General features: G+C 39.6%; 21 protein-coding genes and 1 riboswitch. Of the genes, 15 read left to right on the forward strand and 6 right to left on the reverse strand.

The annotated features are described in order from the left end of the window. The first annotated feature begins 108 nt into the window (after positions 1-108). The 7 genes from PGP85_RS08890 to xylB (PGP85_RS08920) all read left to right on the forward strand — a co-directional run bounded on the left by PGP85_RS08890 (position 109) and on the right by xylB (PGP85_RS08920) (position 7127). Positions 109-978 carry a ketose-bisphosphate aldolase gene (locus PGP85_RS08890; RefSeq protein WP_270327120.1) on the forward strand — a complete coding sequence of 290 codons (870 nt, stop codon included), beginning with the start codon at positions 109-111 and terminating at the stop codon, positions 976-978. 18 nt (positions 979-996) lie between these two features. Beyond that, positions 997-1305, forward strand: coding sequence for a PTS fructose transporter subunit IIB (locus tag PGP85_RS08895; RefSeq protein ID WP_090407318.1), 309 nt, complete (start codon positions 997-999; stop codon positions 1303-1305). Positions 1306-1315: 10 nt separating this feature from the next. After that, positions 1316-2413: a PTS fructose transporter subunit IIC gene (locus PGP85_RS08900; RefSeq protein ID WP_251867367.1), complete on the forward strand. Its 1098-nt coding sequence runs from the start codon at positions 1316-1318 to the stop codon at positions 2411-2413. 16 nt (positions 2414-2429) lie between these two features. Continuing rightward, positions 2430-2945: a D-lyxose/D-mannose family sugar isomerase gene (locus PGP85_RS08905; protein WP_270327124.1), complete on the forward strand. Its 516-nt coding sequence runs from the start codon at positions 2430-2432 to the stop codon at positions 2943-2945. Between the two features lie 55 nt (positions 2946-3000). Beyond that, positions 3001-3963: an aldose epimerase family protein gene (locus PGP85_RS08910; RefSeq protein WP_270327125.1), complete on the forward strand. Its 963-nt coding sequence runs from the start codon at positions 3001-3003 to the stop codon at positions 3961-3963. Positions 3964-3974: 11 nt separating this feature from the next. Then, positions 3975-5456, forward strand: a complete 1482-nt coding sequence (gene xylB / locus PGP85_RS08915; RefSeq protein WP_270327128.1) for a xylulokinase — start codon at positions 3975-3977, stop codon at positions 5454-5456. Positions 5457-5627: 171 nt separating this feature from the next. Beyond that, positions 5628-7127 carry a xylulokinase gene (gene xylB / locus PGP85_RS08920; RefSeq protein ID WP_270327131.1) on the forward strand — a complete coding sequence of 500 codons (1500 nt, stop codon included), beginning with the start codon at positions 5628-5630 and terminating at the stop codon, positions 7125-7127. 50 nt (positions 7128-7177) lie between these two features. On the opposite strand, the gene PGP85_RS08925 is transcribed toward xylB (PGP85_RS08920), so the two are convergent. The 3 genes from PGP85_RS08925 to PGP85_RS08935 all read right to left on the reverse strand — a co-directional run bounded on the left by PGP85_RS08925 (position 7178) and on the right by PGP85_RS08935 (position 9004). After that, a complete protein-coding gene (locus tag PGP85_RS08925) occupies positions 7178-7633 on the reverse strand; it encodes a pyridoxamine 5'-phosphate oxidase family protein (protein WP_270327134.1) in 456 nt (151 codons plus the stop codon). Further along, a complete protein-coding gene (locus tag PGP85_RS08930; RefSeq protein WP_270327137.1) occupies positions 7633-8232 on the reverse strand; it encodes an ECF transporter S component in 600 nt (199 codons plus the stop codon). Before PGP85_RS08930 ends, PGP85_RS08925 begins: the two co-directional genes overlap by 1 nt. A gap of 127 nt (positions 8233-8359) precedes the next feature. Continuing rightward, a riboswitch (FMN riboswitch) is annotated at positions 8360-8474 on the reverse strand. A gap of 110 nt (positions 8475-8584) precedes the next feature. Further along, positions 8585-9004, reverse strand: a complete 420-nt coding sequence (locus PGP85_RS08935) for a GNAT family N-acetyltransferase (RefSeq protein ID WP_270327139.1) — start codon at positions 9002-9004, stop codon at positions 8585-8587. Between the two features lie 313 nt (positions 9005-9317). On the opposite strand from PGP85_RS08935, the gene PGP85_RS08940 reads away from it, so the two are divergent. The 4 genes from PGP85_RS08940 to PGP85_RS08955 all read left to right on the forward strand — a co-directional run bounded on the left by PGP85_RS08940 (position 9318) and on the right by PGP85_RS08955 (position 12881). Next, complete coding sequence (locus PGP85_RS08940; RefSeq protein WP_270327142.1) at positions 9318-9605, forward strand: PspC domain-containing protein; 288 nt, start codon at positions 9318-9320, stop codon at positions 9603-9605. A gap of 251 nt (positions 9606-9856) precedes the next feature. Next, positions 9857-11629 carry a daptomycin-sensing surface protein LiaX gene (liaX, locus tag PGP85_RS08945; RefSeq protein ID WP_270327145.1) on the forward strand — a complete coding sequence of 591 codons (1773 nt, stop codon included), beginning with the start codon at positions 9857-9859 and terminating at the stop codon, positions 11627-11629. Between the two features lie 16 nt (positions 11630-11645). Beyond that, the gene (locus PGP85_RS08950) at positions 11646-11939 is read left to right on the forward strand and encodes a PspC domain-containing protein (RefSeq protein WP_090407348.1); all 294 of its coding nucleotides are present in this window, start codon (positions 11646-11648) and stop codon (positions 11937-11939) included. Positions 11940-12194: 255 nt separating this feature from the next. After that, a complete protein-coding gene (locus PGP85_RS08955) occupies positions 12195-12881 on the forward strand; it encodes a DNA-directed RNA polymerase subunit omega (RefSeq protein WP_090407351.1) in 687 nt (228 codons plus the stop codon). 41 nt (positions 12882-12922) lie between these two features. Here the strand turns inward: PGP85_RS08955 and PGP85_RS08960 are convergent, their stop codons facing one another. After that, complete coding sequence (locus tag PGP85_RS08960; RefSeq protein WP_270327148.1) at positions 12923-13501, reverse strand: TetR/AcrR family transcriptional regulator; 579 nt, start codon at positions 13499-13501, stop codon at positions 12923-12925. Positions 13502-13605: 104 nt separating this feature from the next. Here PGP85_RS08960 and PGP85_RS08965 point away from each other — a divergent pair, with 104 nt between their 5' ends. From PGP85_RS08965 to PGP85_RS08980, 4 genes are all read left to right on the forward strand, one after another. Continuing rightward, complete coding sequence (locus PGP85_RS08965) at positions 13606-14220, forward strand: GNAT family N-acetyltransferase (protein ID WP_270327149.1); 615 nt, start codon at positions 13606-13608, stop codon at positions 14218-14220. Between the two features lie 249 nt (positions 14221-14469). Then, entirely contained in the window at positions 14470-16305 is a 1836-nt protein-coding gene (locus PGP85_RS08970) for a beta-glucoside-specific PTS transporter subunit IIABC (RefSeq protein WP_270327151.1), read from the forward strand. A gap of 18 nt (positions 16306-16323) precedes the next feature. Continuing rightward, on the forward strand, positions 16324-17787 hold the full coding sequence (locus tag PGP85_RS08975) for a glycoside hydrolase family 1 protein (protein ID WP_270327153.1): 1464 nt from the start codon (positions 16324-16326) through the stop codon (positions 17785-17787). A gap of 17 nt (positions 17788-17804) precedes the next feature. Beyond that, positions 17805-18641, forward strand: a complete 837-nt coding sequence (locus PGP85_RS08980) for a PRD domain-containing protein (protein WP_270327155.1) — start codon at positions 17805-17807, stop codon at positions 18639-18641. 93 nt (positions 18642-18734) lie between these two features. Here the strand turns inward: PGP85_RS08980 and PGP85_RS08985 are convergent, their stop codons facing one another. Together PGP85_RS08985 and PGP85_RS08990 are read right to left on the reverse strand one after the other, a co-directional pair. Beyond that, positions 18735-19007, reverse strand: coding sequence for a Cif family virulence factor (locus tag PGP85_RS08985; protein ID WP_270327158.1), 273 nt, complete (start codon positions 19005-19007; stop codon positions 18735-18737). Between the two features lie 105 nt (positions 19008-19112). Further along, entirely contained in the window at positions 19113-19904 is a 792-nt protein-coding gene (locus PGP85_RS08990; RefSeq protein ID WP_270327161.1) for a TraX family protein, read from the reverse strand. Positions 19905-19941: the final 37 nt, after the last annotated feature.

Here is a 19941-nt window from a genome sequence, read left to right on the forward strand (position 1 = left end):
AAGGAATTTAAGTCCACTTTACAAGAATTCTAGTGAAAATTTATACGGCTTGAAAATTGAACCAACTGTTATCTAAAAAAACTTTCAAATGAAAAAGGAGAAGATCAAATGTTAGTAACTGGAAAAGAAATTTTGACTATTGCAAAAGAAAAAGGGTTCGCTGTTCCCGCTTTTAATGCCGGCTCTGGCCAATTATTAAATGCAGTGATGGAGGCCTGCGAAGAATCGCAATCGCCTGTAATGATTGCGATTCATCCGGATGAGTTGAGTTTTTTAACAGATAGCTTTGTTGCTCAAGCTACCTATCTAGCAAATCATTCGAAAATACCGGTATGTATCCACTTGGATCATGGAGCAAGCTTTGAACAAGTCCTTCATGCCATCAGTATTGGGTTCACATCTGTTATGATCGACGCGTCACATTTGTCATTTGAAGAGAATGTAGCGATTTCTAAAAAGGTTGTCGAGGCGGCTCATGCGGCTGGCGTTTCTGTTGAAGCGGAACTAGGAACAATTGGCGATACGGGCAATACAGTAGAAGGCGGCGTAAGTGAAATTATTTATACTGATCCAAAAGTGGCGCAGGACTTTATTGAAAAAACTGGAGTGGATAGTTTAGCGGTGGCTATTGGAACGGCTCATGGAATCTATCCAAAAGACGTTGATCCTAAGTTACGTTTGGATATTCTAGAGGAAATCGAAGCGCTGACAGATATTCCATTGGTTCTGCATGGCGGTTCAAGTAATCCGGACGATGAAATCAGCAAAGCGGTAACTATGGGTGTGAACAAGATCAATATTTCTAGCGACATCAAAATTGTTTTCGCGAATAAATTACGGGAAGTGTTAAATGCTGGAAATAATGAAATCAGAGAACCCAATGTTTTATTCCCAGCATGTATGGAAGAAACGAAAAAAGTCGCGCTGGAAAAAATCCATTTATTTAAATCGGATGACAAAGTTAAATATTATTGCTAATCAAAAGGAGGAGCTAACATGAAAATCGTTGGGATCGCCGCATGCACAGCAGGAATCGCTCATACGTATATCGCCAAAGAAAAATTAATGCAGGCAAGTATTGATCGTGGTCATCAAATTCATATCGAAACACAAGGACTGGCCGGAACGCAAGATGCATTGACGCAGCAGGAGATCAATGAAGCAGATGTAGTAATTATTGCGGCGGATATAAAAGTCAACGGACGTGACCGTTTCAAAAATAAAAAAGTTGTTGAAGTGCCAACCGGTTTAGTAGTGAAATCGCCAAATAAATTAGTAGAGAAGTTGGAAGAAGTCAAAGTTTAGGAGGGCAAAAATGGAAAAGATTAAGCAGATTGGATTCAAGAAGCATTTAATGACAGCCATTTCGTTTTTCTTGCCAATTATTGTTGCATCAGGTTTTCTCTTAGCAATCGGGAATATGATGGGTGGAGTGACCATTGAAAACTTCCGCGACGGCTTCAGTTTTGCGGATACGATGTCTACGATGGGCGGGTATGGTTTAGGGTTCCTACCGATGATCGTTTCTACTGCTATAGCCTATTCGATAGCTGACAAGCCGGGAATTGCTCCTGGTTTGGTGGTCGGTTTTGTGGCACATGGTATCGGTACTGGATTCCTGGGCGGAGTTGTTGGCGGCTATGTTTCAGGATATGTAGTTGTTTTATTGATGGCAGTGATCAAAGTTCCTAAATGGATGGAAGGTCTTCTTCCAACACTCGTCTTGCCTTTTCTGAGTTCATTTGTGGCAGGAATGGTCATGTATTATGTCGTGGGAACGCCAATTATTTGGTTCACTGATTTAATAACTGCCTACCTTGGAAATCTGAATACTTCTTCGCTATTCCTTTATGGAGCAATCATCGGTGTCTTGGCCTCTATCGATTATGGCGGAGCGATCAATAAAGTGGTCTTTGCCTTCGTCTTTGCTTTATTCTCTGAAGGAATTTATGAACCGATTACCGTGTTGATTTTAGTTTCTATGACTACACCATTTGGATTAACAATGGCTTATTTCATTGGGAAGGTCATCAAGAAAAATATTTTCAATCGTCAAGAAATTGAAACATTGAAAACCGCCTTCCCGATGGGGATTTGTCAGATTACGGAAGGCTGCTTCCCAATCGTGCTAAATGATCTCGCTCGTAATGTGATCGCAACGGGCGTTGGGGGAGCTATCGGCGGCGGACTGAGCATGCTATGGGGAGCGGACAGTCATATTCCAGCGTCCGGCATGTTTGCGATTCCAACTATGACACGTCCATGGGCGTTTGTCGCAGCTTTATTCATCGGTTCTCTAGCAACGGCAGTCACCATTTTATTGTTGAAAAAACGAGTTGATCCAAATGCCGAAGTGGTTATTGAAACTAAAGAAGAAGAGGATGTTTCTTGGGATGACTTGAAAATTTCTTAAAGAAAGGAAAGCATAAATGGATTATCAAGAACGCGTAAAGGCAATGTTTCACGATTCAGGCATTATTTTTACCGAAAAGGAACTAGGTGCGATTGATTTTGCTGATTTTGGTTTGGGGCAGATTGAATCACAAGGGTTAAATCTAATCGTTTATGAAAACAATGATCGTTATTGTGCGAAAGAGATGGTCTTATTACCCGGCCAAACCTGTCCGGAGCATCGGCACCCGCCTCGGAATGGTGAAGTCGGAAAAAGAGAAACCTTTCGCTGTCGTAAGGGAAACGTCTACTTGTATGTAGAAGGAGACAGGACAGAACCGATTCATAGTTCAATTCCTAGTGGGCAAGAGGCGTATTACACGGTAGCAAAAGAGATTGTTTTGAATGCAGGGGAACAGTATACGATTGAACCTAATATCAAACATTGGTTTCAAGCTGGAGAAAAAGGGGCTGTCATTTCAGAATTTTCTTCACCAAGTGATGATGCCAGCGACATTTTTACCGATCCCAAAATTCAACGAGTAACAAAATAAAGAATTGTTCAGACTAGGCACTTACGTCCTAGTCTGTTTTTGAAAGGAAAAATAAATGCAAAAATTTCAATTGGAAAATGAGTACGTCCTCGTTGAATTTTTTGACTATGGCGGAATTTTAACGAAGATGGTAAATAAGAGAACCGGACAGAATTATGTTTTAGCCTATGAAGATGAGCAGAGCTACTTAGACAACCCCTATTTCTTTGGCGCAACGATTGGCCGAAATGCTGGCAGAACTTTTCCGCCCCATTATCTGAATTACGCGGGAGAAAAAGTAGTGCTCGATACCAATGAAGGTCAGCTCCATCTGCATGGTGGAAAAAACGGGCTGCATCAAGTGACCTGGCAGGTGAGAAGCATTGATGAGACAGCTTTTCAATTGACGTATGAGGATACGAAGTCTCCATACGAACCGCTTGCTCTAAAAATGATTTACCGTTTAGTAAAAAATCGTTTCTCAATCGAAATGTCCGCTATAGCCAATGAGCCGACTGTCTGTAATTTAACCAATCACAGCTACTTCAATTTAGAAAATCAAAAAACTATTGAGGATCATTATTTACAAACGGCCTCCGCAGAAATTCAAGTGATCGATGAGCAGTTTGTACCTACTGGAGAATACTCTGCGATGAACGACCCAGAAGATCGCCTTTTTGATTTCTCCCAAGAAAAACAGATAAGCGAAGCCCTCGTTCAAAAGACGAACCTATCAAAAATCTGTACAAATGGGATCGACTTAGCCTATTGTTTTAAACAAAAGGACACGGCGAAGCCCAAAATTATTCTGACGGATCACCATAAAAAAAATCAATTAAAAATTTACTCTGATCAAGAGGCCTGTGTCATTTACACCTTAAATAAAATTTCCAATGATCTTAAACTAGCTAATGGGAATTTCATTGAAAGATTTGGCGGAATAACCTTTGAAATGCAGCGCAGGCCAAATTATGTGCAAACGGAGCAAGAGTATTTAACAACGAATTACTCAGCGATTACGACCTATGAAATGGATTAGGAGGAAGGAAAATGAGTTACTTTTTAGGTGTTGATCTAGGTACAAGTTCGTTAAAAATTATTTTAGGGGATGAAAAGGGAGATCTATTGGGAAGTACCAGCAGTTCTTTTACGATCACGTCATCTCAAGCCGGATATAGTGAAGAGAATCCAAACGATTGGTTAGCTGCCTTCAATGAAGCGCTGAATGAATTGATACGAAATTTTCCTGAAATGAAAACTGCTTCATTAACACTGGGTTTCTCAGGCCAAATGCACACATTGGTTCTGATTGATTCGAATGGAAAGGTACTTCGGCCAGCGATTTTGTGGAATGACGGCCGGACGACAGAAGAAGTCAAAATGCTCGAACATCAGCTAGGCGATCATTTGTTAAGGATTGAAAAAAATATTCCACTAGAAGGGTTCACCTTGCCAAAGATTTTATGGGTTCAAAAACACGAACCGGATTTGTGGGAGTGGACCGCAAAATTCATGCTGCCGAAAGATTACCTAGTCTATTCACTAACAGGGGAAGTGTTTACGGAACCATCTGATGGAGCGGGAACGATTTTGATGGATATTGAGCATCAAGCATGGGATGAGGAGCTATTAAAGCGGCTGGCGATTCCATTGGAGAAATGTCCGGAAATCAGAGCTTCAACGGAAATTATCGGAGAAATGACGGCAGAAATTAAAGAAAAATTTGGGCTAGAGGGAAAAGTAGAGTTGGTTTTAGGAGGAGCTGATAATGCCTGCGGAGCCTTCGCTAATATCTCAGATCCCCAATCACAAGGATTAATTTCGGTTGGAACCTCTGGTGTAGTGTTAGTTTATGAAACGGATGAAACATTATCAGATTTAGGGAAATATCACTATTTCACTTCTGTTATCGAAAATGTAAATTACAAAATGGGTGTCACTTTGTCTGCAGGGTACTCTTTAGATTGGTTTAAAACTATTTTAGCGCCAAGTGAATCCTTTGCGACATTTTGCGAGGCCGCTGAGCAAAGTCCAGTTGGCAGCAAAGGAGTTACTTTCTTGCCGTATCTATTTGGAGAAAGAAGTCCTTATTTTGAATCAGCTTTAAGCAGTGCTTTTTTCGGTTTGCGCGCCCATCATAAGCGGGAGGACATTATCCGTGCAGTAATGGAAGGCATTGCCTTTTCACTAAAAAACGTCTATGAAAATATGGGAAACGATCGAGCCAATGGGTTAAAAACCTTTCGCATCACAGGCGGAGTGACCAAAAATCCGTTTTGGCTTCAAATGTTTGCGGATATTTTTCAAATGAAAATCGAAGTCTTGAACTTTGATGAAGGACCGGCATATGGGGCACTACTGTGTGCAGTAGTAGGAAAAGAGGATCCGAATCTGCTGAATCGGTGGCAGACGACAAATAAAATCAAGGATACGTATTGTCCAACGGATCAGTCAGAAAAATACTCTGAGTCCTATCAGCGTTTTTTAGATTTAAGTCAGCAGCAACTAACAGCTTTAAACCAAACAAAATAAGTAACAGGAGACAATAATTTATCCAGCCGCTTTAGAACAGACAGTCTGAGACTAGTTTGTTCTTTTTTTTATCGATGAAGCAACGGAAATCCTTTAAGAAAAGACTATCAAATCCAGGCGCATCTGAGATAATATAAGTAAAAAGATATCTTGATCGGAAAGGAGAAGGCTGTGTATTTACTAGGAATAGATATAGGGACATCGTCTTGTAAAGTTGCACTGTTTACGGAAAATGGGGAAGCAGTTGAACAATCAAGCAAGAGTTATCCAATCTTTCGGCCGCAAAAAGGCTGGGTCGAACAAAATCCAGAAGATTGGTGGTATGCCGTTTGCGAGGCAATCAAAGAGCTGTTGAACAATTCAAAAGTAAGACCAGAAAAAATAGCAGGCATTGGCGTTGATGGACAAAGCTGGTCGGCGATTCCTATTTCTAGAGAAGGAAATCTGCTGCGAAATACGCCTATCTGGATGGATACTCGTGCACAAGGCGTTTGTGATGATTTAAAGCGGACGATCGGAGAAGAAACACTGTTCAACGTCAGTGGTAATCCAATCCAGCCAACCTATACGCTGCCGAAGGTTTTATGGTATCGCGATCAGCTTCCAGATTTGTACAAGCAAACAGATAAAATTCTACAATCGAATAGCTATATTGTTTACAAGCTGACCGGTGAAGTCACACAGGATATTTCTCAAGGCTATGGCTATCAGTGCTTTGATATGCGAAAAGGCGCATGGGACAATTATTTATGTAAAGAAATGAATCTTCGGGCAGACATTCTGCCTGAAATCGTTCCTTGCGATGAAATTGTTGGTCAGGTTACTAAAGAAGCCGCGACACAAAGTGGATTGACTATGGGTATTCCTGTAGTCGCTGGAGGATTGGATTCTGCATGCGGAGCATTAGGTGTTGGTGTCATCAATCATGGTGAAACGCAAGAGCAGGGTGGACAAGCCGGAGGTATGAGTATTTGTACAAAGGATTACCGTGCGGACCGACGATTGATTTTGAGTTATCATGTGACTGCCGAAAATTGGCTGCTGCAAGGAGGAACGGTTGGTGGAGGAGGTGTTTTGAAATGGTTTGAAGAGAATTTTGGCCAAGAAGAACGAATGACTGCGGATCAAAAAGGAACGACTAGTTTTGATGAAATGACTCTTCAAGCCGAAAACATCGATCCTGGATCGGAAGGCGTTGTTTTTCTACCCTATATGGCGGGAGAGCGGTCACCGATTTGGAATCCGAAGGCAAAAGGACTCTATTATGGCTTGGATTATAGTAAAACCAAAGGCCATATGATTCGCGCAAGTATGGAAGGTGTTGCTTTTTCTTTGAAGCATAATCTAGCAATTGCGGAGCAAGCTGGTGCACAAGTGAACCGATTGCGGGCAATGGGCGGATCGGCGAACAGTCCGCTTTGGACACAAATCAAGAGCGATGTTACGAATAACCCGATTGATATTCTGAATTCGGATACGGCAACAACACTTGGGGCAGCAATGTTGGCGGGTGTGGCTGTGGGGATTTACAAGAATTATGAAGATGCTGTTTCGAAAACCGTCCAAATTAGAAAAAGTTATCATCCAAATAAAGAAAACTTGAAAATCTACAATAAAAATTATCAGCTATATCTGAAACTCTATGAACAGTTAAAAGAGCTGATGCAGTAATTAAAAAGAAGCGAGCCGCGATGAATTAGAGAAGCTCGCTTCTTTTTTATCTAATCGTAAGGATCAAGCTGGGCCTTTTCCTGCTCAAAATCGATAAAGATCTGAAAACCGTGATCATCCTTATCTTGATCCCAAATCTCGACGAATTTTGGTACCACTTCAATCAAAATTTCACTATTTTTGTGAGGATAGGCGTTGTAGCTGGTTTCCCAGTATTTTTGATAAAGCGCTTGGAAAGAGTGGTCCACTTGATCAACGACTAATCCGTGATTAACCGCAATTCCTTCAATTTGAACACCCCAGTAGCAAATCGCTACTCGCGGATTTTCTACTAATTGTTTCGTTTTACGAAAGTTTTTATCTGTTTTAAACAAGATTTTTCCGTCATGAATGATGACACTGACGTTCCGAACCATCACATGGTCATTCAAGCTAGTCGCTAGAGCCATAATTTTTTTGTGCCCAAGTTTTTGATAAAACTGTTCCACTGCTGCTTGAAATTCCACTATAAAAACTCCCGTCTAAGAAAAATTGCCCGCAAACGATCCAAAGAAAAATAGACCACAGCAGTTGTCACGCCATACTTAATCAAATTAAAAGGAACAATGCCGATTATGACCAATTTCCAAACACTGTCTACCATTGGATTCACAGCCTGTGTCATTGCGATGATTGCCTCCATCGAGAGCCCGTACAATCGGGTATAGAAGGGAATGATGAAGTAAATATTCGATAGACAAGCTACGAAAGTTACGATGGCGGTTCCAACTAACATTCCTTTTAAAGCAGAACTTTTCTTCGTGGAGAGTTGGTACACCAAACTGGCGGGTAAAATAAAACTAAGACTCAAAATAAAATTCTGGATTTCTCCAGTAAACATCGATGCGGTACCCACGGTAGCCAGCTTAATCAAGAGTTTGATCAAAACGATAAAAACACCTGCGGCCGGTCCCAATAAGAACGTGCCCAATAATTCCGGAACCCCGGCCAAATCAAAATCCATGAATGGTGGCATGAATGGCAGCGGAAACTTGAAGAGCATTAAGACGTAGGAAAGCGCACCAAAAATCGCAATCATCACTATTTTTTTGGCAGTAAATTTCATTTCAACACACCTTTCTTGAAACATAAAAAAGAACCTTACAACAACATTTGCAAGGCACAGTCAAAGTAGAAAAAGGTGTATTGATTCATCAAATAGCGCTTGTAATCTTAAGGATCAACAAACACACGCTTTTCTTCTTCCATCCAGACTGTACTGTCGGTCTCAGAATTGCACTGAGTCAGCCAAAAGGCTCGCGGACTATCACCGCCGGTCGGGAATTAAACCCTGCCCTGAAGAACTTATTGTGTTTATTTTCACATTGTTCAGTTGGAATTGCAAGCGCTTTTTTGGTTGAGAGACGAAAATGTTACTGGATCAGCTGCTTAAAATAGCAAAATAGATCGATTCATTATTACTGATAAACAAGGTTCCAATAAGCATCGTGAACCTTCACTTCATGGACTTTTTTCCAGCCTTCCTTTTCATAGAAAGCCAAAGCAGCCGTGTTGCGGGACAAACATTTTAGTTTCATCGGCAGTTGCAAGCGGTTTTTGGCTTCTGCCAAAAGCTGATGGCCAATCCTCTGACCTTTAAAAGAGCCATCCACAAATAAACAGTGGATAAAATTATCCGGTACATATAAGGAAATAAAGCCGACGATTGTTTGCTGTGTTTCCGCAATGAAAACACGTTCGTCCACAGTATCGCGATCGAAATCTTCTAGGTGCATTAGTTCCGGATCGTCCCAATAAAAAGTTGAGCGTCGGCTTTCCAAATAAAGTTGGCGCAATCGGGGCTTATCAAGTGGCGTCATTTCACGGATTTGAATCAAACGAGCATCCCTTTCTATTATTGAGTAGTCCAAATATTTTTTATCAAAAATACTTTATCATACTTTATTAAATTCCGGGATTAATTGAAATGAAAATTTATACGTTCAGTACTAAATTCTATCGATCCTGTTTGTTGAGAGGGAACTAGAAAAACTCATACCAAATGACTAGATGAAAAATAGGCCTTTTGACCTATGACGAATCCAAGCAGATTAAGCATAATATAGACATAAGATAAAAACACATTGCGGGTAGGGAAATCAATTAGATTTTCAAGAATCGTGTTTTTCAAATTAAAAGGAGAGAATTAAAATGATGAAAAAAATGACGAAATCACAAAACAATCGAGTGTTAACAGGGACAATAGCTGGGATCGCGGAATATTTTGGCATTGATCCAACTATTGCACGTGTCTTGTTCGTTTTCAGCAGCTTCTTCTTAGAAGGCGCACCGATTTTACTCTATTTATTACTAGCATTTCTTATTCCGAAAGCAGAAAATAATAACCGGACATATGAGCAAGCGTATGAACGTTCTGCAACGAGCGGCCAACCTAAGCAAGCTGAAACAACTGCCGATGATGCTTGGAGCGATTTTTAATTAGAAAAACAACGATTGATTCACGTCAGTCTCAAAATACAAATCGAAAGAGTGACTTGTTTATGAATAGCAGTCACTCTTTTTTGACGTGGCAAAAATCGCGATAAATAATTCATATCGGCAGCAGTTTTGCACTCTGCTGGGAAAATTGGACAAGTCTTTAGTAAAAGATAGTCCTTTCGACCCATGACGAGGGGAAAATGTTTGTGCATAATAGTTCCTATAGAACAATTCGTTGAGGAGCGATTAACATGAACGAACGGGAAATGATCTTAGAATCGATCAAAAAAGGTATCCTTTCACCAGAAGAAGGATTAGATTTGTTAGAAAGTCTTGGTTTAAACGAAACAGAACCAAAAAAAGAAGAGGCCCCACAGCCTGAAGTTGACTCCACAGTAGAACCGGAAGTTCAGTCAGAACTCGATGAAGAAACTAGTCAACTAGAAAATGAAGCGGAAGAAATCGAACCATCGACTTCTGTGAGCGATGAAGAAAACGTAGGATTTGAAGGAGCTCTGGAAACTGAGAATGATATGGAGCCTGAGGAAGTTCCGCCAATAGAACAAGAATATGAAGAAGATATAGAAGTTGAAGAAGTACCCGAATTTTCTGAAGCAGCAGAACAGGAGTCTGAGTCAGAACCCGAAACGCTCGAGGAAACTAAACAAGAAGAACCACAGCCGTCTGACAGTGTGTCCAGCATGATTGATGAATGGGAAAATGTTGCTAAACATGAACCAGAGGAAACAGATCCTGTACGATCAAAAATCGATGAGTTTGATCAGGCGTTACAAACTAAAATTGACACGTTGAGAGAAAGAAAAGAAGAGTTTAGAGAACTAAACCTTGAGGCTGAGTTGGGAATCATCTCATCTGAAAATGAAGTCCTCTATCATCAAATGAAGATCGAATTAAAGGAATTGGAGGAAGAAATCGAACTGCTGAAGCATGAGCGAAAAGCCATTGACAAGGATCTTTTTACTTCTCCAGAGCGGCCATACATTTCTGATGGATTCTTTGATGTACCAGATGATTTGGACGAGCAAACATATCGCCCGGTTGATCGGCCGCACGAAGAACCCACGGATTTGGCCAGTCGAATTGGCCGTGTAGTAAATCGAGCAGCTCAAACAGTTTCTAGCTCAGTGAATAATGATTTTGATTGGAAAAAGATCAACAGAAAATTTAATGGCACAGCAAAGACGCACTTCAGCCATGAATTTATTTTTGAAGAGATTGATGCCCGCTCAATCAACATCAAGTTAGCCAAGGGCAAAGTAATCTTGAAGACTTGGGAAGACGAAACAATCAATGATGTGAAAGTTGAAGCATCGATTGCTCTTTTAGGTCGGATGGACGAAATGGATCCGGTTGAGGCCTTTTTGGAACGCAGCCGAATCGACGTGGATGATTTTCAAATTCTATTTCATGTTCCGAACAAAAGAGTCGAGGCTCGCTTGACTTTTTATCTGCCAAAACGTCAATACAATGATCTTGCGGTTCGCTTGTTAACAGGGGATCTGCTGATTGATGACTTGACCGCCAAAAATGTTTCAATCAAAGCAACGAATGGAACTATTTTGATCAAGGATATCGATACTTCGATGTTAGAAATTGAAGGAACCAATAATGATGTGGAAATTCGTGAAGGTCATATTTTAGACACGATGATTGAGACTGTTACAGGGACGATCATTTCCAAAGCGGATATCGTAAGATCTGAATATTCATTAATCAATGGAGATATTAAGCTGACCGCAGGAAATGACGATTTGAAAAAAATTGAAGCAAACTCTGTGAACGGGGATGTCAAAGTCTCACTGCCAAAAGTAGTCGGTTTAAAAGGACTAGCCAAAACAGGGATGGGAACAATCAACTATCGTTTTGCGAATTGTGAAGCGGTTCAAGAAAGAAACGGAGAAACTCAAAAAACACTGCGTTTTAAGCGAACAGCTGAAGAAACCGCTCAAATAGAAGTATCGTCTAAAGCGGGAAACATTTTCCTAAAAGACTACGACAAATAGAAGGGACTAACTAAAAATGAAAAAAAGACTGATGAAATCACAAACGAATAGAATGTTAACAGGAACGATCGCCGGGATTGCAGAATATTTTGGTATAGATCCAACAGTCGCACGTGTAATCTTTGTCTTTGTTAGTATCGTATTAGCAGGGGCACCAGTATTTCTTTACATTTTATTGATGCTGATTGTTCCAAAAGCGAATACCAGCAGTCAACGTTATCAACAACAATCTTATGAACGACCAAAGCAATCAAAAGGCCAACGTAAAAAAGCAGAGGCTGCTGACGAAGAAAATTGGAGCGATTTCTAACGAATAGAATGAAATGAAAGAGTGCCCGGCTATAAAAAAAGCTGAGCACTTTTTTTTGTGCTCAGCTTTTTGTCAGAAATTTGAAAACGAATTAACGTTCAAATAACAAAATAGAATTTTGAAAAATAAATAAAAATGAACCCAATTATAGAAATCACTCATTTCTTCATAAGTATGATTGATTATTAAAAAAACTTCCCTATTATTAAGAATACCAATAAATAACTACTGATTTTTAAAGGAGAACATCAATTAATGAAGAAGAAAACTATTGCACTTATTACGGTTCCGCTGCTGCTGATTTTTATCGGAGTTACTGGAAAGAATTATGCGGATAATGTATTGAACTGGGGCGGTGAAGATAATATCGCGCTGATTAACAGCAACTTGGATAAACTGAATAACTCTTTATCAAATAAGGAACAGCAAATCACGGAGCTATCAACGAAATCAACAACGGCTCAGAATCAATTGAGCCAAGCACAAAAAGATGTTCAAAATTACATGCAGCAAATTGATGGATTGAAAAATCAGGAAAATCAATTGGCGGGAGAAAAGACGAGTTTACAGTCACAATTAGCTAGCAAAGATGGCGAGTTGCAGTCTAAGCAACAAGAAATTTCCGATAAGCTCAAAGAAATAGATCAAAAAAATAAGGACATTGAGCAGAAAAATCAAGAATGGAATACGAAATTGCAAGAGGCGGCAAATCAAGTAAGCACCTTGCAGAACACTGTAAATGATTTAACCAATCAAATTACTGCAGTGAAAAACGAAAAAAGTTCATTACAGGCCGAACTAGATACAACGAAACAACAATTGGCCAGCTCAAACCAGGAAAATTCTGATTTAAAAGAGTACATTACGAAATTACAAAAAGCGAATAATGATGTAAAAGACGCGGCTGATAAGTCGCAACAAATTGTCGATCAACATCAATAAAAAAAACGTCATTTGACGTTTTTTTTATTGAAAGGAATAAGCTAAAAATCAACGATAAGCTTATTTAAGATATCGGTCAGTTCTTCTCTTTCAACCGGAATCACTGCATTGAGCCAATCCGATAAAACACTGATTATTCCAGCGATAGCAAAGGAAACAGCGATATAATTTTCCATATCATTAGGATTTAGTCTTTCTATAGCCATGATTTTTACAATCAGTTGCTCCTTTAATTTACTCAAATCGTTCATATTGTTGTCTTCCTCTACCAGTAACTGAAAGACCGTTCGATTATCAGATACAAAAGTGATGATGTTTTGACAGAACGTCCTGAAGTCATTAATTTGATCACTCGGATAAGTGGTATCAAAAACGCTCAAAAGTTCATGAGATTTTTCATCGATCACATGTCTATGCAGATCATAAATATCTAAATAGTGTGTGTAAAAGGTTCCTCTGCCAATATCCGCTAGATCGGTTATCTCCGAAATGGTCATTTTATGGATTGGTTTTTCTTTGAGAAGCGAAAGATATGTATCTTGAATTATTTTTTTGGTTTTTCGAGTACGTCTATCCATTTTGCCCTCACTTTCTTGAACAGAATGATTGATTTTGTCCAAAATTGAACAGTCTCCAATAGATTGATTATGGCAACGTTTATCTGATTTTATTATATTGAACATATGGACATTATTCAACAGCTGTTCAAAAACAGGAGGGTACAATGGATAAAATAAAAATTAGAAGAATAGACGTTAGTGATCTGAAGAAAGCAAGAAAATTTGCAGCAACAGGAATGCATCTCAATAGGTATGTCAACAATTCTTTCGAGCTTTATCTTTACAGTAAATATGTACTTTATCTTGAGTTATCAAAATCAACCCTTGCCTTAGGGGCATACATGGGAAAGCAGTTGGTGGGGTTCCTATTTGCACGATTTGAAAATGAAGCAGCGGCTATTCATTCATGGAGACAACAGTTATTTGTTTCAATCGGTTCCTCTGTGATTCAACTGTCTGGACATAATGAGAATTCAACTGCTTATGACAAAGCGAACAGAGAAATGTTTCAGGCATTTTCCAAGCAAAAATATGATGGGGAGATCACTTTTTTTGCAGTCGATCCTGAGTTAAATGGAAAAGGGATCGGTACACTGCTGCTTGAAGAATTGAGAGCGCAAAAAAGTGGAAAGACAATTTATCTTTATACGGATTCAGGTTCAACATATCAATTCTATCTTCATCGGGGATTTGAAATTTTTAAACAAAAAGTCATAACCATGAATGTTAATAATAAAGAATTGAAGTTGACATGTTTTCTTATGAGTAAAAAATTGTAGCGGAATCACTTAAGGCAAAAATAGAATTAGTAGCGATTTATTACTATCAAGCGAAAAAAAATGTTTACGGTTTCATTTTTTTGTGCTAAGATGCTTGTAAATCGAACAGGCATGTGACTGGTAATGCAGGCAGGACCTAAATAAGGCTTCATTTTACCTTTAAGAGTAAAATGGAGGGTTATTTTGGTCTTGCTTTTTTGTTGTCTGACTGGCCATCAACGACAAAATAAAAAGAAAAGAGGAGAAAAAATGAACTATCAGGAAACAGCAAAACAAATTATTGAGCATGTTGGTGGAAAAGAAAACATTTGCCATATTGAGCATTGTTCAACCCGATTGCGTTTTACCTTGAAAGATGATGATAAAGCAAATAAGGAAGCCTTGGAGGCAATTGAGGGTGTGATTGGTGTCCGCCACAATGTTCAATGTCAGGTAATTATTGGCAATGAAGTTGTTGAGGTGTACGAGGAAGTCATTAAAATTGTTGGAGATAGTTTAACGGCCAGTAAAGATACACCAAAAAAGAATCGAAAAATCGGAGCGGTGCTGCTAGACTTTGTCATCTCTGTTTTTCAACCTTTAATCCCAGCCATTGCAGGCGGAGGGATTCTAAAATCATTGCTGATGTTAGCATCCTTAACCGGACTGCTAAGTGATCAAAGCCAAACCTATCAGATTCTCAACTTGATTGGTGGAGCTCCTTTGTATTTCTTGCCGATTTTAGTGGCCATGACTACAGCGAATAAATTGAAAGTGAATCAATTAGTAGCGGTATCGATTGCGGGAGCGATGATTTTACCTGATATGTCGGCGATGCTGGCAGAGGGAGCAACATTTTTATCATTTAATATTGAAAATATTGCTTATGCCTCACAAGTATTCCCAGCAATTCTGACCATTTTGTTCTATGCATTGACGGAACGTTTTTTCACAAAATATTCGTTCAAGTCCATTCGAATTTTCTTTGTACCAATGATGAGTATGTTGATCACGGTTCCGATCGGTTTATTGATCTTGGGACCTCTTGGTTATAATGTCGGAACTATTTTTTCAAGTGCAATCATTTCTCTTTACTCAACGGTTGGATGGGTAGCCACAGCACTTTTAGCAGCAATCCTGCCGCTAATGGTCGTTACCGGGATGCATAAAGCGATGATCCCGTATGCAGTATCTTCAATGAGTGAATTGGGAGCTGAATTACTGTATCTCCCAGCTTCATTGGCACATAATATTGCGGAATCGGGCGCGTGTTTTGCGGTCAGCTTAAAGACAAAAGATAAAAAGCTTCGTTCAACAGCGATTTCTGCAGGAATATCGGCCTTTTTTGGAATAACTGAACCGGCTCTTTATGGGGTGACGATTATTCATAAACGTGTATTGATGGCGGTAATGGGATCTAGCCTCGTTGGTGGAGCATTAGCGGGAATTTTCACGATTAAAGCTTTTGCCTTAGTCGGACCAGGAATTGCCAGCATCACTATGTTTGCTGATCCAGATAATGGAATGAATCTCGTATGGGCCTTTGTGGTATTGGGTGTTTCATTTGTCACAGCATTTGTTGCTGCATTGTTTTTATATAAAGATACAGAGTCAATCGAAAAATCGGCTGTTGAACCTTCGAACAAGCAAGTCGAATTTTTGGCAAGCCCAGTAAAAGGGAAAGTTATTTCCTTATCTGAAGTTCAAGATGAAGTCTTTTCAAGCGGGATGGTTGGTAAAGGGGTCGCAATTATTCCTGAGGAAGGCATCCTTTATGCACCAGAAAATGGTGAAATCACTACAGTTTTTGAAACTAAGCATGCGCTTGGAATGAAATTATCAAATGGCGCTGAGGTTCTCTTTCATATCGGATTGGACACTGTTCAGATGAAAGGCGCCGGTTTTAACGCCCTCGTTTCTGCAGGAGAGCAAGTCTTACAGGGAACGCCACTGATTCGATTTGATATTAAGGCCATTCAAGCGGCCGGTTTTGATCCGATTATTGTTTGTGTCGTAACGAATGGGGATCACTTCGAGGTACAAGCATTAAATGAAACACAACAGGTAACCAATGATTCGGACGTCTTGTCCATTAATACTATTTAATAAAGGGGAACGTAAAAAATGACAGAACAGACTTTTCCAAAAGGATTTTTGTGGGGCGGAGCAATCGCGGCCAATCAGGTTGAAGGTGCTTGGAACGTGGATGGCAAAGGACTTTCGGTTGCGGATGTGGCAACCTATAAACCAAATGTTGATAAAAAAGATTTTGCGGCACATATGACGATTACTACTGAAGCTGTTGAAACGGCGGCATCAGATACGACAGATACTTGGTATCCAAAACGTCGCGGCATTGATTTTTACCATCGATATAAAGAAGACTTGGCTCTATTTGCTGAAATGGGCTTTAAGACTTTACGGTTGTCGATTGCTTGGTCCCGTCTGTTTCCTACAGGTGAGGAAACAGCACCCAACGAAGCAGGAGTTGCCTTTTATAAAGAGCTATTCAAAGAGATGAAACGGCTGAAGATTGAACCGATCATGACGTTGTCTCATTATGAAATGCCTCTTGCCTTAAGTTTGAGATATAACGGCTGGGTCAATCGATCGGTGATTGATGATTTTGTTCGTTTCGCAAATGTTTGTTACGATAACTTTGGAGAATATGTTCGCTATTGGCTGACATTCAATGAAATTGATTCGATTCATCGCCATCCATTTACTACTGCTGGGATTATTCCAGATAAATCTGGTGAGAATCTCGAGGAAGAAATTTATCAGGCATTGCATCATCAGTTTGTTGCCAGCGCACTTGTTACAAAAGCAGCACATGAAAAAATTCCGGGAAGTCAAGTAGGCTGCATGATGACTAAACTCATGACGTATCCGCTGACATGTGAGCCGTTAGATGTAGAATTGACGCTGAAAAAGAACTTAGAAAACACTTTCTATGCAGATGTTCAGGTCAAAGGGGAATACCCGAAAATGATTTTGCAAGATTTAGAAAATCGTGGGATCAAGCTGGAAATAACGACAGCAGATCAATCAACTTTAAAGGGGTATACGGTTGATTTTGTGACCTTCAGCTATTATATGTCGATGGCAGAATCAGGTGATCCTAAGGCTGAGCGAACTCCGGGGAATACTGTGTTGGGTGTAAAAAATCCATATTTGCCTTCAACAGAATGGGGCTGGCAGATAGATCCTAAAGGTCTAAAGATTGCCTTGATTGAATTGTATGATCGCTACAATTTACCGTTAATGATCGTTGAAAATGGGATGGGAGCGATGGATGTCGTGGAAGAAGACGGAACGGTCCATGATCCGTATCGGATAGACTACTTCAAGGCGCATTTCAAACAAATGAAAGAGGCCATCAATGAAGGGGTAGACTTAATTGGTTATACTAGCTGGGGACCGATTGATTTGGTTAGCGCAGGAACTTCGCAAATGTCCAAACGCTATGGATTCATCCATGTTGATGCAGATGATGAAGGTCACGGAACATATGACCGCAGCAGGAAGGATTCTTTTTATTGGTATCAGAAAATCATTGAGACAAACGGCGCTTCACTTAACGACTAATGCGAGGAGGAAAACATGTGATTTTAATCAAGAAAGTCTTAAACTCAAGTGTGATACTCGCAGATGATGAAGGCAAAGAAATCATCGCCTTTGGAAAAGGTATCGGTTACGGGAAAAAGGCTGGAGAAAAAATTCCAGATGAGTTAGTCGATAAAATGTTTTTGGCAGCAGAAGATAAAAAGACCTCTCAAATCATTGAGTTAGTAGGAGAAATTCCTTTTGAATTTTTTGAAATTTCGCGTGATATCATCCTCAAAGCAGAAAATGAATTAGGCAAGACATTGAATAGCAATATCTATCTGACACTAACCGATCATTTGCATTTTGCGATTGAGCGTTCAAGGGAAGGGCTCGTTGTGGCTAATCGTTTGTATTGGGAAATAAAAAAATATTATCCTAAGGAGTTTGAGATTGGAAAGCAAGCACTGGCCTTGTTGGAAGACAAATATGACATTCAACTTCCGAAAGAAGAAGCGAGTAATATTGCTTTCCATCTCATTAATGCACAATCGGATGGTTCTGAAGCTAATGGATTTAAATATGCCAAAATGATCAGCGGTATCGTGAACATGGTTCGTTATTCAATTCAAAAGGAGATCGACACTACCTCTATCCATTATTCTCGATTTATCACACATGTACGATATTTTGTCGAACGTTTATACCAAAATGGATTATTGGAGGAAGACGAGGATCAGCTATATGAGCAAATGTGGATATTGTACCCTGCGGCGATGGAGATTGCTGGAAAAGTTAAAAAGTACATCGAAAAGGTGAACCACACAACAATTCCTACCGATGAGATTATTTATCTAGGTGTGCATATTAACCGTCTGATGAAACATACGACATAAAATCTCAGCTCACTGATCAGTTAAATTCATACAAAAACGTTGACTATCAAAATGAATAGTCAACGTTTTTTTCAGCAAAACAGGATTAATCTATCAACGTAGTGCCATAAGAATTATCGATCGCACAACAACCATTTTCCCTTCGATTGGTTTGATCGAGTTGTCAAAGTCAAAGTAGGCGGCGATCTTAATGAATGCCGATTTAATTTGGGCACGACCGCGGGCGACCAGGTCCGGTTTTACGACGAGAACAGCTTCTTCAGTATAATATTTGGTCAGTTCATCGAACTTTTCTTCGTGAAATAACCGATCGCAGATTTCAATGATTGATTTAATATCTTTTTCAATTTTTTCTGCCTCTGACATATAAACAACTCCTTCATTTAATTTTTATAAGTCCAGCAGATAGAAACTTAAAATCAATCACTGCGTAAAAGCAAAAAAGAACTCGCAAGGAGTTCTTTTTTTGCTTTAGCGATTATATAAGAAGGCAGAGAGGAGATACAAGATAGCAATATGAGCCGGGTAGAAGACGTAAAAGAAATATTTCATCCCTTTGCCTTTTTGTCCGTTGTACAACATGATTGGGACAATCGCAAAAATCATGATCCACTGAGTTAAACCCAAAAAGAAATAAATCGCTGCTACTAATGCAATCAATAAGCATTGAATTTTACGGTTATTCCTTGCAAGATACAACAGCGGAATCAGAAGCACCATTACACTGTTTTCAGCTAGGAGTAATGCCGGAAGAAGCGTGGTAATAGCTAAGACCCCATACGGATTTTGCAGAATTAACGGGTTCGAAAGGGCAGAAAGTACGAATACGGAAAGCAACGCTGGCAGAATAAACAACAATATTCCTGCAAAACTTTTTTTCAAGTTAGCAGTGTTTTTTCCCTCAACGAAAAGATCGATGGCATACATCATTAAAGTACCGACAAATAAATCCCTAAAGATATTATTAATTAATTGCACTTGTTCGTAACCGACAATCTTACTCAGTAAAAAAGTAAGGAGCGACATGAGTACCATCGATACATACAATCTCAACATGTAGGCCTTTTTACTATGTGTATGGGTGAATCCAACGACACTTACGAAAAAGAATAGTGTCGCAACCGGTCTGCCAAACCAATCTAACCAGTTGGGGGCACCAAATGGAACAAACATTTGATGCACATGATCAATAAGCATTAAAACAATACCAAGAACCTTCAGGTCAAACGTAGACAACCCTTTTTTTAACGTATCAGAAATCAAAAACATCTCCTCCTAAATAACTAGTAGCTATAATTTA

It is taken from the genome of Enterococcus malodoratus, assembly GCF_027659535.1.
GTDB lineage: Bacteria > Bacillota > Bacilli > Lactobacillales > Enterococcaceae > Enterococcus_A > Enterococcus_A malodoratus.